The sequence below is a fragment of the Rhizobium pantanalense genome (genome assembly GCF_030182525.1).
In the GTDB taxonomy this organism is placed as follows: domain Bacteria; phylum Pseudomonadota; class Alphaproteobacteria; order Rhizobiales; family Rhizobiaceae; genus Rhizobium.
This window is the reverse complement of record NZ_JAQJCH010000011.1, coordinates 118494-133914: the sequence shown is the minus strand read 5'-3', so window position 1 is coordinate 133914 and position 15421 is coordinate 118494. Positions and strand designations below refer to the sequence as shown.

Sequence of the window (15421 nt, the reverse complement as noted above, 5' to 3'; positions counted from 1 at the left end):
CAATGGCTATCTCCACCGCTCTACTGGATCGCCTGAAAGACCCCTCCCTGGTACGCGAGGAAATGCTGGTAGGAGGCGACTGGCGAAAAGAGGGCGCGAGCGGCAAGACGATCCAGGTCCACAATCCCTCGACTGGGGACGTGATTGCGAGCCTGCCGAGCGCAGGACTCCAGGACGTCCGCGAAGCCATCGACGTCGCCAAACTCGCCCAGAAAAAGTGGGCCGCACGATCGGGCAAGGAACGTGCCGGCGTCATGCGGAAGTTCTTCGACCTCGTCACGGCCAACACCGAGGACCTCGCGATCATCCTGACGTCCGAGATGGGCAAGCCTCTGGCCGAGGCACGCGGCGAGATCGCCTACGGCGCTTCCTACATTGAATGGTTCGGGGAAGAAGCCAAGCGTGTTTACGGGGACACCATTCCGGGGCATCAGGCCGACAAGCGCCTAATAGTCATCAAACAGCCCGTCGGCGTGGTGGCGGCCATCGCGCCCTGGAACTTTCCTTCCGCCATGGTCTGCCGCAAGATCGCCCCGGCGCTGGCATCCGGCTGCGCCATCATCTTCAAGCCGGCCGCCGAAACCCCATTGTCGGCCCTTGCTCTTGCCATCCTCGCTGAGCGTGCGGGAATACCCGGCGGCCTGTTCAGCGTCCTGCCGACAGACAACGCCCGGATGTTCGGTGAAGAAGTCTGCTCGAACCCCGTCGTCAAGAAGCTGACCTTCACAGGGTCTACCGAGGTCGGGCGCATCCTGATGGCGCAGGGCGCACAAAAGATCATGAAGCTCAGCCTCGAACTCGGCGGCAACGCTCCCTTCATCGTCTTCGACGATGCCGACCTCGACGAGGCCGTGGAAGGAGCGATGCTGTCCAAGTTCCGCAATGCCGGCCAGACCTGCGTTTGCGCCAACCGTCTCTACGTCCAGAGCGGGGTTTACGACCGCTTCATTGAAAAACTGGCGGCGCGGGTTTCCGCGCTCAAGGTCCTTGACGGGTTCGAGGATGGAGCCACCATCGGTCCGCTGATCAACGAGGATGCAGTAGCGAAGCTCTACAGCCACATCGATGACGCTGTCGGTAAGGGTGCGAAGGTCGTTGTCGGCGGAGCAAGGGACGAGCGTGGTGGCACCTTCGTCCAGCCGACGCTTCTCTCGGAAGCCACAAAGGAAATGAAGGTCGCACGAGAGGAGACCTTTGCGCCGCTCGCCCCGGTCTTCAGGTTCGAAACGACAGACGAGGTCATTGAACTGGCCAACGACACCGAGTTCGGTCTCGCTGCCTACTTCTACGCCAACGACCTTCGAAATGTCTGGAAGGTTACGGAGGCCCTGGAGTACGGGATGGTCGGCGTCAACACCGGCCTGATCTCGACGGAGGTCGCACCGTTCGGCGGCGTCAAGCAGTCGGGGTTCGGCCGCGAGGGCTCAAAATACGGCATGGATGACTTCCTTTCGATGAAATACGTCTGCATGGGCGGCATACAGTCGTAGTCCAACGGTTGGTGGCGCGTCTTAAGGCTCGCCACCCGCAATTTGAGCTGGTCACGGAGGCCCGATGACACATTCTGCAGTAGGCGGGGAAACTCTTGGTCAAGACCGCGCCGACAGCCTTCAAAAAGAGGCGGTCGACCGCGAGCAGGACCCGGCCGATCACGCTGCCCAGGCGAACGTGGAGGGCAGAACGGCAATGGAACGTCGGAACGTGCGGAGAGAGGCAGGCGCTAGACTCACCTTTGTGCTGGGTCTGTGTGCTTAAGGCTCGCGTTGACGCAACGTCTGATGACCCATCTCGATAGTTTCGTAGGTATTTTTCGACGGGACGAGGACAGCGCGCCACCGGCCACTCGCTGGCAAGATCATCACCGGTTGTCTGGCATTTTCCTGGTGGCACCTTGACGCAAGGCGCACGTGTCGGGACGCTCGTGCCTGCCGGCCCCAGTGCTCTTATGACTCAAGGGCAGCATCAGTTGAACCTCACTTCACATTTGCAGATTCTGCAATGGCTTGCGGCCGTCAACTGCCGCAAGGCCCTGATGCGGCGGTCACAGATCGCCGAGAGATTGCGCGGTCGCAGACTAATATTTTGACCTGGAAGAGCCCACTATCGTTACCGCGACTTGGTCGCGTTGCAATGATGAAACGGTGTTGCGCCTCACACCTGCGTTCCAGAGTGTCCGGGCGAGACCGTGACGACCACGGCCCCGCCGGACGTTGCCTTGGGAGGCTGACTTCTGGACAATGTTCGTGACGAGAGCTTAGTGCTTCATGCGCAGGATTGGCTTGATGACCTTGCCGCTCTCGGAATCGGCCATTGCCTCGTTGATCTTGTTGAGATCGTAGAACTGGACGAGCTTGTCGAACGGGAACCGTCCCTGCTGCCAGTATTCGATGAGCTCGGGTATGAATTTGGAGGGAATGCTCTGGCCTTCGACCACACCGACGAGCGTACGGCCGAACAGAAAGTTGCCGATATCGACGATCCCTTCCGTTCCGAGCGCGGACGATCCGACCAGTCCACAGGTTCCTGGGGTGCCGAGGCAATCGACCGCTTGGCGAAACACCTTCGGCGAGCTCGTGCATTCGAGACTGAAGTCTGCGCCTTCGGGAATGATTTCCCTGATTGCCTTGACGCTATCCCCATTGCGGGCGTTTATGATGTGGGTTGCACCCAGTTCAATCGCCAGTTCGAGACGTTCATCGTTAAGGTCGATCACGATGATGGTCGAGCATCCGGCGATCTTCGCCGCCATTACGGCTGCCATGCCGACCGCACCCGCGCCGAACACTGCAATGGAAGATCCCGGTTGGGGCTTGAGGCAGTTGAGAACCGCTCCGGCGCCCGTTTGCAGCCCGCAGCCCAGCGGTCCCATGAGTTCGAGCGGAACATCTTTGGAAACCTTGACCGCATTGCGCTCGCTGGCGATGGCGTAGGTGGCGAAAGAAGACTGCTCGAAGAAGCACCCGCTGATCTGGGTACCGTGTGAATCATGTAGCGGGCAACTGCCATCCGGCCGGGTGCCACGGAAATTTCTGCCGAAAAAGTCTTCACAATAATAAGGCGTGCCTCCCTGGCACTTTTCGCATTTCCCGCAATATGCGTAGCTTAGAGCCACGTGGTCACCGGGCGAAAGCCCTTTTACATCGGCCCCGACCACTTCCACGACGCCGGAGCCTTCATGGCCGAGAACCACGGGCTGCGGTACGTCATATCCTTGGTCGCGAACAACCATGTCGGTGTGGCAGACACCGCTCGCCACGATCCGGACGAGGATTTCGTCGGGGCGAGGTTGATCGATCCCGATGCACTCCAGAACAAGAGGCTTTGCCTTTTCGCGCGAAATTGCAGCGTATGCTTCTTTCATAAAATGACTCCTTAAGTGCGCGCTCGGCCGGTGGGTGACACTTGTAGGCGTTAGCAGACAATCAGTCAATTATCTTCAGTGAACGAAAATGCTCGCTGAGGCCAATGCCAACGCGCTACACGGACATGTAAAGAAACAAAGCGATGTAATATCAATTGCTTCCTCGGGGTATGCGGCCGATCTAGATCTTGGCCCGAATTGTTGGCTGTCTTAAAACTGGAATTTGCTTGACAGATTGACTGAGTCTGACGTGACGTTCATCGAACGCTCCGGCTGACGGTAGTGCCCGTATTTCCTGCGCCTCGCAGCCTCATTTTCCGGGCAATGGTAGCGATAATGGCGCCAAACTTCCTTTTCATGAACCTCGCCGGCGAGGCGCGGTCTCCTCTGTTTCCTGTTGCGCGCTCGTGGGGTGAGGTGACGGACGGTTGCTTTGTCTTATTGCTATATCGAACCGAGCCGCAATAAAAGAATAACTAAATCAGCGTGATAACACAGACGACACGTCGAAAATCCGAAATTCAAGATACTTTATTGACAGATTGTCTGCTTATTCATAATGATGCGATCTGCCGTTTGGGGAGAATTCGGCGATGGCTGGAAGATAACGGCGCTCCAGGTCGCAGACAAAATGGCCGCGTTGGGTGGCAAGAGGAGGAGAATTCTGATGAAAAGACGTACATTCCTGCAGACGGGCAGTGCCTTGATTGCAGCGGGCGCGTTCGGAATACCGGGCATCCTGCGGGCAGACGATACTATCGCCCTGCTGCCCGACACTTGGCCGTCCGAAGGGGAAAACCCCGTCGTCGAAGCTGGTAAGTTCGCCAAGGCAGGTCCCTGGAAGATCGGTCACAGCCACTATGGCCTGGCCGGTTCAACGCACACCTATCAGACCGCGTTCGAAGCCGAATACGAGATTAGCAGGAACAAGGCCCGTGTCGCAGACTATCAATTCCGAAGCGCCGACCTCAACGCCTCAAAACAGGTCGCCGACATCGAAGATCTGATCGCACAAAAAGTCGATGCAATCATCATTGCGCCGCTTACAACAGGCTCGGCCGTGGAAGGCATCAGGAAGGCAAAGGCCGCCGGCATTCCGACGGTCGTCTATCTCGGTCGCGTCGACACCGAGGATTTCACGGTGCAGGTCCAGGGCGACGACTTCTACTTCGGTCGGGTGATGGCTCAGTTCCTGGTCGACAAACTAGGCAACAAGGGAAAAGTGTGGGTGCTGCGCGGCGTCGCCGGGCATCCGATCGATGCTGATCGTTACGCCGGGGCGATGGAAGTCTTCAGCAAGTCCGGTCTCCAAATCACCTCAACCCAGCACGGCAGCTGGTCCTACGAGGACTCAAAGAAGATCGCCGAAAGCCTCTATCTCTCTGATCCCGATGTCGCCGGGGTTTGGACTGACGGCGCAAATATGTCGCTCGGGGTCCTGGACGCGCTGCAGGAAGCCGGGGCTTCCACCATTCCACCGATCACGGGAGAAGCCCTGAACGGATGGATGCGTCGTTGGAATGATGAAAAGCTCTCTTCGATCGGGCCCATTTGCCCTCCGGCTCTTTCGACGGCAGCCCTGCGTGCGTCCTTCGCGCTTCTCGAAGGCAAGCCGATCCAGCGCAACTGGACCAACCGGCCCAAGCCGATCGTCGACGAAAATCTTGCACAGTTTTACCGCTCCGATCTCACGGACGCTTACTGGGCCCCGACAGAAATGCCGAATGAGAAGCTCCTCGAGTACTTCAAGGCCTGACGCATTGAGGGCGCGGACAAGCGCGCCCTCTTCACCCTCGCAGATGGAAGTGTTCATGAGTATGCTTGTCGAGATGGTCAGCATCAACAAGTCCTTTGGTGCGACCAAAGTCCTGTCGAATGTTCAATTTTCGCTTGAACGCGGCTCCGTCCACGCGTTGATGGGCGAGAACGGGGCGGGAAAATCCACGCTGATGCGAATTCTGGCCGGCGTCTATCAACAGACCGCTGGACGCATCCGTCTGCGAGGAGAAGAGGTGACCTTCCGGTCCCCCAAGGAAGCGCGTCTCGCCGGGGTGTCGACAGTGTTTCAGGAGTTCACCCTGATCCCCAATCTCACGGTCGCCGAAAACATGTTTCTTGGACACGAACCGCGGCGTGCCGATGGGTCGATAGACACCGCCGAGGTCGTCGAGCGATCCCGCAAGCTGCTTGCCGACGTTTTCCCTCAACTGGACGCGACGGCGATTGTGGAAACGCTGACGGTTGCCCAGCAGCAGGCAGTGGAAATCGCCAAAGGCCTGACATCCAATGCCGATGTCTTCATTTTCGATGAACCGACCGCGGCACTAAACTCAACGGACGTCGCTCATCTCTTCAAGGTCATCCGCGATCTGAAGGCGCAAAACAAGGCTGTCGTCTACATCTCGCATCGGATGAACGAGGTGTTCGAACTGTGCGACACCATCACCGTCATGAAGGACGGGGCTTGGGTAAAGACAGCCAGGGCAGAAGACTTTAATCTCCAAACGCTCGTGGCAACCATGGTTGGACGCGAACTTCAGAGTTTCTTTCCGCCGAGGGCACAGGCCATTGGATCGCCGATGCTCGTCGTGGCAGGGCTTCGTCTCAATGACCATGGCCCGCCAGTCGGTTTTTCCGTACGCACGGGCGAGATCATGGGGCTCGCCGGGCTGGAGGGCCAGGGGCAGCGTGAAATCATGCGTGCGGTCGTCGGGGTCGAACCCGCCGCAGCTGCGAGCGTCCAGCGTCGCCGCGACGACAGCATGATCGATGTGAACGTATCCTCAGGCTTTTCGAGTGCCATCTCAGCGGGCATTGGTTTCATTCCTGAAGACCGCAAGCAGGAAGGCCTGTTTCTTCGGCTTCCGATCTACGACAACATCGCACTTGGCAAGCAATTGAACCGGAACATGGCGAGCGTTGCATGGCGTTCCATCTCCAGGGTTCACGATGTCATAAAGTCGCTCCGTGTTGCGGCTGCCGACCCCGCCTCGCCCGTCGGCAAACTTTCGGGCGGAAACCAGCAAAAGGTGCTTCTGTGCCGCTGGCTGCTTTCGGGGGTCGATATCCTTGTCATCGAGGAGCCGACACGGGGCGTCGATGTCGGCGCGAAAGCGGAAATCTACAAGCTGCTTCGCGATTTTGCCGATCGTGGCGGTGCAGTGATCGTCTCGTCGCGCGAGCACGCCGAACTGATCGGGCTGTGTGACAACATCCTGGTCGTTCACGACAAAAAGATCGTCGGGCAGATGCCCGCGCTCGATGCCACAGAGGAAACCATCCTGGGAACCGCACTAGGTTCGAACTTCGCGCACGATCCGCGCGCCGCTGTTCATTGAGGAGGATACATGAATACCATCGCAAACTTCCTGAAGACTCCTTACCGGGCGGGTGCGATCCGGCTGTCGATCGGGACGCTATTCGTGCTGGTGGTCGCCTCGGTCATCCTGCTTCCAGAATTTCTGGCGCCGGAGAATCTGTCGAACCTGCTGGCCCAATCTACTGTTCTTGTCATTTCTGCGCTCGGCCAGACCTTTGTGATCCTGACGGGCGGCCTGGACGTTTCCGTTGGTTCGATCATCAGCGTGACGACCACGATCATGACACTCGACATGCCAGAGGTTGTCCGTGTCGTGCTTTGCATTGCGGTTGCGATCGCATTCGGACTGGCCAACGGATACGGCGTAGCCAGGCTTAACGTCCACCCGATCATCATGACCCTGGCAACCATGGGGATCGGCCAGGGACTGGCGCTTATCATTCTCCCGATCCCCGGCGGGAAGGTGCCTGATTGGCTGTCGGCGTCAGTCGCGGGTTCGGTCGGGCCCGTGCCGAACTCGCTGCTCTGGCTGATCGCCGCCACCGTCGTTGCTGCCTGGATGCTTTATCGCAGGCCGTTTGGCCTTTACCTGTTCGCTTCGGGGGGTAACGATTTCAATGCCCGCATGAATGGCGTCCCGGTCGAGCGCACAGTCATCAAAGCCTACATCCTGTCGGCGCTATTTGCTTGTGCTGCCGGGATGTTCCTCGCGGGCCGCCTTGCCTCAGGCGATCCCAAGGGGGGTGCCACCTTCGGAATTGAATCCGTTACCGCAGCAGCGCTCGGGGGTGTTCACCTAGCTGGCGGTATCGGTAGCATCCTCGGCACTGTCGCCGGCGCGGCTATCCTCGGCATCGTCAACAACGTGATGAACCTCGCCAACGTCTCGGCATTCCTCCAGTCGGTCGTGAAGGGCCTTCTGCTGCTGGCACTCGTCGTTTCGCAGCGTCGCAAAACGATCGGACTTTGAAAGAGATGGACCTCTCGATGACCACAGCAGATGCGAAAATTGAGACGCCATCCCGCACTCTCACCGCCAAGCGCACACTTTCCTGGGTGCTCGGCTTGCCCCCGGCATATTACGTGCTCGCAATCCTGATCGCTTTGGCCCCCGCGGTAAGTGCGACGCTGATCAATCCGAACTATTGGTTCGTGATCCTGAAACAGTCAGCGCCGCTCGGGATCGCGGTGCTGGCGCAATCTCTTGTCATGCGGGTGCGTTCGATTGATCTCTCGGTCAGTGGCGTGTTTGCTTTTTCGATCTATCTCGCCAGCTCCGGGCTCCTCAACAGTTACCCGTCCTTCGTCACGGTCCTGATGACGATCGTCATCGGCCTTGCCGTCGGTCTGATCAACGGCGCCCTCGTGGCCTATGTCCGCGCCTCCGCGGTCATCGCGACGCTGAGCGTATCGGCGATCCTCATCGGGATCGTCCAGTTCATGAGTTCCGGCCGTGCACCGGGTTCGACACCAAGCTGGCTTCGCGTCCTGACGAGCGGGAACATCTACGGCCTGTCTTACTCCGTTATCGTCTGGATCGGGATTTCCGTGGTCGTCGCACTAGCGTTCCGCTTCCTGATCCTCGGGCGCTACTTCCGCGCTGTCGGCGACAATCCGAGGGCGGCGGAGATAACAGGCATACCTCTGGCTCGAACGATTTTTGTCTCGCATACGCTGGCGGGCACGCTGACGGGCATCGCCGCCCTGGTTCAGGTGTCGGCGCTGGCCGTTGGAACGATCAAGCCCGGCTTCGACACCTTCATGAACGCTCTCGCCGCGACGATTCTCGGTGGGGTGACGTTCGGCGTCGACCGCGGCGGCGTCGCGGGGCCTTTCGTGGCGGTCGTCGCCTTCAGTTTCCTATTTGCGATGTTGACCGTGTTCGGCATCCAGGAGCCCGGCAAGCTTATCGTCCAGGGCGGGATCATCGCTCTTGCGGCGATCATTTACGGCGCACGGGTCGGTCGCGTCTAGCCCGCACAGGATGCCAGACAGGTCATTCCCGGTGTCAACGCGGGAGAATGCAGGAGAAAAGCATGGTGAAGATAACGGCGGCTGTGGCCGTAAAACCGAAAGCTCCGCTGGAGTTTCGTGAACTTGAGCTGGCGGATCCCGAAGGCAATGAAATTCTTGTGCGAACGGTCGCGACGGGCATCTGCCATACGGACCTGTTGCTCCGTGATGGGATTTTTGGGCCTCCCGCCCCGGTCATACCGGGACATGAAGGTGTTGGCATCGTCGAAGCCATCGGGGCGGACGTCCAGGGTTTAAGGGTGGGCGACCACGTTGCGCTCAGCCAGAGTTCATGTGGCTTCTGCGGCGATTGCCGGCGCTCTCACCCGATGAACTGCCAGAACTACACCCAGTACAATCTGACGGGGCTTCGTCCGAACGGCAAAAAGGCCTTGCTTTGTGATGAAGTCGGCATCGGCAGCAACTTTGTCGGCCAGTCATCCTTCGCGACCCACATCCTGGCGACTGAGAACAACGCCGCGCAGCTTCCCAAGGATTTCGACCTGACGAATGCGGCCCCGCTCGGTTGCGGCATGGCAACGGGGGCAGGTACCGTCATCAACGCCATGAAGCCGGAGATCGGACAAACCATTGCCGTGTTCGGCGCCGGAGCAGTGGGCATGGCTGCGGTGATGGCCGCCAAGGTCCGGCGGTGCAGCAAGATCATCATCATCGACCTGAACGAGCAGCGTTTGGCGATGGCCAAGACGTTGGGCGCGACCCATGCTATCAACGGCAGGGACCCAGACGTCGTGGAGCAGATCCACGCCTTGACGGGCGGCGGTGCCGATTTTGCGATCGATGCGGTGGGTATCATTCCCGTCATCCTGAATACGATCAAATGCACGCGGGCAGGGGGCCATGTCGTCCTCCTCGGGCTCGACGCGCTCGGCAAGGATATTCCAATCCCGCTGGACCTCATGGTCTTCAACCGGAAAATTCAGGGTGCCATTCTCGGAGACCAGATCCCCCAGCTCTTCATTCCCCAACTGGTCGAGCTGAACCAGGCCGGCCTATTCCCGTTCCAGAAGCTGATCACAAAGTATCCGTTCGAGAAAATCAACGAGGCCATCGCCGATGCCGAAGCTGGCCGCGTGATCAAGCCCGTCATCGTCTTCAATTAGGAGCTTCCCACATGCCATCGAGCAAGTCCGACGAACAGCATCTCATTGTTGAGTTTAAAACATCGACGCGTAACCGGGACCGTGTCAACACACTGCTCCAGGAGTTTGTCGGCCCTGCCCGCGAGGAAGAGGGCTGCCTCTACTACAATCTCTACCAGCGCTCCGACGAGCCGAATACGTTCTTCATTCTCGATGGTTGGGCAAACGAGGAGGCAGCCGCGCGTCACGGAGAATCTCCGAACGTCAAGCGTGTTCTCGAACCGTTGCTTCCGTTGCTGGTAAGCCCCCCTTCCATCATTGTGAGCAGTCGCATCAGCGACTGAGCTTGCGATTGTGCAACACCGAAAGACGCGCTTGATCCGAGGCGGGTTTTTTCCAAAGGCTCGCGGGAGGACGAAATGGAGCATCGAGTTGTCATCGTGGGAGGTGGTTTCGCCGGCCTCCAATTGGCCAAGGATCTCAAATGTCCAAACCTCTCGATCACGATCATCGACAGACGCAATCATCACCTGTTCCAGCCGCTGCTCTATCAGGTCGCCACGACCGTCCTGGCGACCTCCGAGATTGCCTGGCCCATTCGCGCAGTATTTCGTGGAAGGAAAGATGTCACGACGCTTCTTGGCGAGGTCGTGGGCGTCGATGTCGAGAAGCGGCTCGTCTCGCTCAAGGGCGGCCATGCCATTCCCTACGATACCCTTGTTCTCGCAACGGGGGCCCGTCACGCGTATTTCGGCCGGGATGAATGGGAGCCCTTCGCGCCCGGACTGAAGGCGTTGGAAGACGCCACCACGATCCGCCGTCGCCTTCTCCTGGCGTTCGAAAAAGCGGAGCTGGAAACCGATCCCCAAGCGCGGGCGGGCCTGCTGACCTTCTCGATAATCGGCGCCGGGCCGACAGGCGTCGAAATGGCCGGGATCATCGCCGAACTGGCTCGAAGGACGCTTGTCGAGGAATTCAGAAACATCGATACGACTTCGGCGCGCATTCTTCTTGTAGAGGCAGGGCCGCGTATTCTGCCTGTTTTTCATGAGGCGTTATCGCATTACGCCGAGCGATCCCTTGCGTCGATGGGCGTCGAGGTTCGCACGGGAAGGCCCGTGACCGACTGCACCGAGGAAGGCATATCGATTGGGGACGAGTTTGTCCCGAGCCGCACGGTCATATGGGCGGCGGGCGTGCAGGCATCCAAGGCCGCCGTGTGGGTGGGGGCGGAGACGGATCGAGCGGGGCGTGCTATCGTGCAGCCCGACCTTACGGTCTTCGAACACCCGGACATCTTCGTTGTCGGCGATACTGCTAGCGTTAAGACCGGCGAGGGAATGCTGGTTCCTGGTATCGCGCCCGCAGCAAAGCAGCAGGGAAAATACGTCGCCCAAGTGATCAAGGCCCGCCTCAAGCAGCGCTCAGCGCCGCCTCCTTTCAAGTACAGGCATCTTGGTAATCTTGCGACCATTGGACCAAGCTCCGCGGTGATCGATTTCGGCAGGCTGCGGCTCAAGGGCTCCATCGCCTGGTGGATCTGGGGCCTTGCTCACATCTACTTCTTGATCGGAACAAGGAGCCGCATGGCGGTTGCGCTGAGCTGGCTTTGGGCATTTGCCTCCGGCCACCACTCTGCGCGCCTTATTACCCAGAAGGAGACGCTGAAGGAGGAGGTCTAGCAGCATGGGCAAAGCGCTGAACCACATATTGAAGAAGGGTGGGCAATTATCTCGTTCATGGCACATATCAGTATCAAAACGAAAATGCTGCTTTTGGTCGTTCCCATTTGTGTGATCGGGATCGCCGGACTGACGTTTGATTCACTCAAGCACCGGGGCGCCTCCCAAAGCTACGTGAATTTCATCGCAGAGGATGGGGCCGATGCGATTCACATAGCGCGCGCCAACCAGCATTTTACGGCAGTGAGCTATAATGCCTACCAGACCTGTCCTACGACATCAAAGACCTCAACATCAAAAAATTTGCACTCTACTACGAAAACAACAAGACCAAGCTGCTCTTGGAACTACGTTTGGTCAAGCGACTGCTGCCGGAGCACAAGACTTCGATGGAGAGCTTCGTTGAGGCTGCAAACGATATTCTTCAGCTTTGAACCCGGCTTGTACAGCCGGCGGTCCAAGGCGACGGCTGCCCATCACTACCGCCCTGAAGCGCAACCCAGAGCCGATCGGCCGGTGGTCAGTTGAGTTCAAGCAGGGAATTTTGGCCTTCGTCTATGAGCATCAACTAAATTCCTAACGCCTCGATCGAGTACGAGATGGTAGTTCTAGAATGACAATATCGAACCTTTGTCCTCTCCAGATGGCATCCTTGCGATGGCTGGCACGAGGGAAGACGATTCCTATGATTGCCCAAATAGAGGGCAGGAGAGTGGACGATATCGAGCGCTGCTTGAACGATGCCTTGCTACTGCTCGAAGTGGAGACTCTCGACGATGCTTTTCGAAAAATCGAAATAGCTCGCTGTGACAGAACTTAAAGGGATTTTAGCATGCAATTGACACTATTTGGAATTGCCCGGGGGCGTTGAGTTCCATAATAGATATTATCTGATTTTTGTTACGAGATTGATTTAAAAGAATAAATCCGCATAGAGAACTGAACGTCCTGGCGAGTCCCTCTCGGTGGAACATCATATTCCGTGACGCATGGACGGGGCAATTGACTGGCGAGGCCAGCCCTCGCCGTGGTTTCGACGGGGCATCGTGAACTCAACGGTAAAGGGTCGAGCCCGTGACGCGGGGCTATTTTGTCAGCCATGCGCAAACGATTTGCGCCCATAGGTTCATCGCTGCTGCCCCCAGTTCGCGACATGGCTCGCGGTGAGGTGATGGGGGGATTGTGGAACATGTTAGCAATCGGGTCATGGATGGAGACGAAGCGCCGCAAGAGTCGTTGTGACCTGAAAGGCTACTTGATCCGCTGTTGCCGTCGGATTGGCTGGTGCGAATTCTCCGCTCGATTGTTCAAGCCCTTGTGATGCCGATGCGCGACAGCCGGCGTGATGTCTCGTTCGGTGTTGTAGGATTGAAGCTTGTCGTTGGCGAACGACCAAATTCTCTGCCCGGCGGATCGTAGGGTGCGACACAATGATCCCAAGAGCGGCCAGCATATCCTCGACCATCCGGAGACTGAAAAGGGAAACGGAACTAAAGCGACATCGCGTGGGCCGATAATTCAGCAGGAAAGCAGTGGCGACGATAAAGTGGCTCACGGTTTGTTATGCCCGATCATCGCGCAGCTAACCATGGTCAGTTAGCGTCACGAGGCTCCCCGTGGGCACCTTCAAACGCGCTTTCCTTCGCGTGTATCGGAGGCCACCAACGCAGGAGTTCGCTCTCCGTCTGAGGGCACGGGGAAAGTCTGCTTGTCAGATACGAAACATTGGCCATCGCCGCCTCCCTGGCTGCGTGATCTGCACAAAGGCCGCTTTTATCGATCTCGCGGCAATATTCGATCAGGGCTTCGATGGTCACCATGAGGAGGCCATGCCGCTCAGCGAATTCGCTGAGCTCGGGAAGACGCGCCATAGTGCCGTCGTCGTTGGCGATTTCGCAGATGACACCCGCTGGCTCGAGCCCGGCCAGCCGCGCGAAATCCACCGCGGCTTCCGTATGGCCGGGGCGGCCGAGGACACCGGACGGGTTTGCCCGCAGGGGGAATATGTGGCCCGGCCGGGACAGGTCCTCCGGCACCGTTGATGCGTCAGCGAGCGCCCTGATGGTCTTGGCGCGGTCTTCTGCGGAGATGCCGGTCGATACGCCTTGTATCAGGTCCACTGAGACAGTGAACGCTGTCTGCATGGAATCCGAGTTACGCTCCACCATGAGCGGGATATCCAGTTCGTCCAGCCGGTCCCCGGTCATCGGAACGCAGATCAGGCCGCGCGCATAACGCATCATGAAGGCAACATGATCGTTCGTCACCTTGTCCGCGGCAACCAGGATGTCGCCTTCGTTTTCCCGGTCTTCGTCGTCCACGACGATGATCATCTCTCCGGCGGCGATTGCTTTAACTGCGCTCTCGATGGGAGCAAACTTCATGGTCTTCTCCTTGAACTAAACATGGCCCAGAGTGCGAGCGAGTTGGCGGTCGACCCGCTCCCGGAGTTCCGCAGACGGTGCCGAATCTGGAAAGTCGCCGTCCATCGCATAGATGAAGTCACCGCGAACCTCGGCTTTGAAGAAGCCCATCAATGAGCGCAGGTGAGCCTCGACGTGCTGACCATGGGCTTCGGCTTTACCCGTTGCGAATATCAACACGGGTTTCCCCTGCAGGGCTGTCATTTCGAAGAGGTCGAAAAGATGCTTGAGAAGGCCGGTCATCGAGGACTTGAAGACCGGCGTGCCCACGATGAGGACATCTGAAGACTGGATTGCGTCAAGAACGTTCGCGAGTCCAACAGGAGCCTCCGAACGCCACAGGGTGGTTCCCAACACCGGGAGAACATCGACCAGGTCAAACAGATACCGTGTGTGACCGGGCGAGACGCTCGAGAGTGCGTATTCCCCGAGCGCCCGCGTCTTCGAGGGGCGCGAGACATTGCCAGTTATCGCGACAATCTTCAATTTGCCGGCCTTTCGATCAGATCTGGTTGCGGATATGCGGGGTACGAGCGTAGACGGCCACCATCGGCACGATCAGCAGACCCACGATCGCCTGTTGCGCGGCAAAACTCAGGCCCAGCCCAACCAGCAGGGACGTCATTACCGTCAATACGAGTACGCCGAGAACGGTTGCCCCGTATCCGCCTGCGCCTCCAAGCAACGAGGTGCCGCCGATCACAACGGCCGCAACGGTGGTGAAGAGATATGGATCTCCGACGCCAACGAATCCGCCGCCGGAAAACCCGAGCAGCAATACGCCCGTCAGTGCCGACATCGCTCCACTGATACCGTGAATGCTGGTCCAGACCTTGGTTTCGGAAATGCCAAGCCGTGCCGCTGCAGTCCTGCTGCCCCCCACCGCGTAGATGGAGCGGCCAAACCAGGTGTTGTACAGAGCCCAGATGGTCGCAAGCGTTATGAGCAGCCAAACCAGCACCACCGGCGGCAGGGAAAGCCCGAAGGTCTTCCCGTTGAACGCGGCGAAATTCCGGAGCCAGTTCGGTACGGGCGCGAAAACCGTGCCGCCGTAGTCGGAACCGATGGAGGTGTACAGCTGTACCGCACCGACAAATGCGAAGCCGACCCCCAGGGACATGATGAGAGCCTGGCCCTGCAGCCTGAAGCTCAAAAAGCCGTTCGCGACCCCGATTGCTGCTCCCAGGATAACGACCACTATTGCGGCCAGCCAGGCAGGCATGCCGGTGACCAACAGGCTTGGGAAGAGAATGTTCGCTCCCCCGATGACATAGGGAATGGAGAGATCAAGCGCGCCGACCATGGCACATAGCGTCTGTCCCAACGATGCAAGCCCCAGGAAAGCGGCAAGCAGCAATATCGAACGCGCGTTACGGGGGGAGATGAACCCCGGAACAAGGATCGTACCCAGCACGAGAAGTGCGGCAAGCAGACCAAAGCCAATCACGATGCTGCGCTGCAGTTTTACCGATCGTCCTGTTTGGCTCATCGTCTGTTCCGTTGCGAGTAAAGTCATTACA

General features: G+C 58.6%; 11 protein-coding genes and 2 pseudogenes. 8 read left to right on the top strand and 5 right to left on the bottom strand.

Annotation, left to right across the window (positions count from 1 at the left end):
• Positions 1–2 precede the first annotated feature (2 nt).
• Complete coding sequence (locus PH558_RS26230) at positions 3–1490, top strand: NAD-dependent succinate-semialdehyde dehydrogenase (protein WP_015341893.1); 1488 nt, start codon at positions 3–5, stop codon at positions 1488–1490.
• A 764-nt stretch (positions 1491–2254) separates the two neighbouring features.
• Here the strand turns inward: PH558_RS26230 and PH558_RS26225 are convergent.
• Positions 2255–3361 (bottom strand): NAD(P)-dependent alcohol dehydrogenase, encoded by a 1107-nt coding sequence (locus PH558_RS26225; RefSeq protein ID WP_179613267.1) that lies wholly within the window; start codon positions 3359–3361, stop codon positions 2255–2257.
• A 667-nt stretch (positions 3362–4028) separates the two neighbouring features.
• Between PH558_RS26225 and PH558_RS26220 the strand changes: the two genes are divergently transcribed.
• From PH558_RS26220 to PH558_RS26190, 7 genes are all read left to right on the top strand, one after another.
• Positions 4029–5117 carry an ABC transporter substrate-binding protein gene (locus PH558_RS26220; protein ID WP_004129668.1) on the top strand — a complete coding sequence of 363 codons (1089 nt, stop codon included), beginning with the start codon at positions 4029–4031 and terminating at the stop codon, positions 5115–5117.
• A gap of 55 nt (positions 5118–5172) precedes the next feature.
• Positions 5173–6699 (top strand): sugar ABC transporter ATP-binding protein, encoded by a 1527-nt coding sequence (locus PH558_RS26215; protein ID WP_179613266.1) that lies wholly within the window; start codon positions 5173–5175, stop codon positions 6697–6699.
• A gap of 9 nt (positions 6700–6708) precedes the next feature.
• The gene (locus tag PH558_RS26210) at positions 6709–7650 is read left to right on the top strand and encodes an ABC transporter permease (RefSeq protein ID WP_004129665.1); all 942 of its coding nucleotides are present in this window, start codon (positions 6709–6711) and stop codon (positions 7648–7650) included.
• Positions 7651–7655: 5 nt separating this feature from the next.
• Entirely contained in the window at positions 7656–8654 is a 999-nt protein-coding gene (locus tag PH558_RS26205) for an ABC transporter permease subunit (RefSeq protein ID WP_179613322.1), read from the top strand.
• A 62-nt stretch (positions 8655–8716) separates the two neighbouring features.
• The gene (locus PH558_RS26200; RefSeq protein ID WP_015341899.1) at positions 8717–9817 is read left to right on the top strand and encodes an NAD(P)-dependent alcohol dehydrogenase; all 1101 of its coding nucleotides are present in this window, start codon (positions 8717–8719) and stop codon (positions 9815–9817) included.
• 11 nt (positions 9818–9828) lie between these two features.
• Complete coding sequence (locus PH558_RS26195) at positions 9829–10140, top strand: putative quinol monooxygenase (RefSeq protein ID WP_015341900.1); 312 nt, start codon at positions 9829–9831, stop codon at positions 10138–10140.
• Between the two features lie 75 nt (positions 10141–10215).
• A complete protein-coding gene (locus tag PH558_RS26190) occupies positions 10216–11478 on the top strand; it encodes an NAD(P)/FAD-dependent oxidoreductase (protein ID WP_179613265.1) in 1263 nt (420 codons plus the stop codon).
• Between the two features lie 1085 nt (positions 11479–12563).
• On the opposite strand, the pseudogene PH558_RS26185 reads toward PH558_RS26190, so the two are convergent.
• The 4 genes and pseudogenes from PH558_RS26185 to PH558_RS26170 form a co-directional block, all read right to left on the bottom strand.
• Positions 12564–13043: pseudogene (locus tag PH558_RS26185) on the bottom strand (hypothetical protein).
• Positions 13044–13262: 219 nt separating this feature from the next.
• Positions 13263–13862, bottom strand: a pseudogene (gene ribB, locus PH558_RS26180) (3,4-dihydroxy-2-butanone-4-phosphate synthase); the annotation flags it as partial.
• A gap of 15 nt (positions 13863–13877) precedes the next feature.
• Complete coding sequence (locus PH558_RS26175; RefSeq protein WP_015341905.1) at positions 13878–14387, bottom strand: NADPH-dependent FMN reductase; 510 nt, start codon at positions 14385–14387, stop codon at positions 13878–13880.
• 16 nt (positions 14388–14403) lie between these two features.
• Positions 14404–15417 (bottom strand): ABC transporter permease, encoded by a 1014-nt coding sequence (locus PH558_RS26170; RefSeq protein ID WP_015341906.1) that lies wholly within the window; start codon positions 15415–15417, stop codon positions 14404–14406.
• Positions 15418–15421 lie beyond the last annotated feature (4 nt).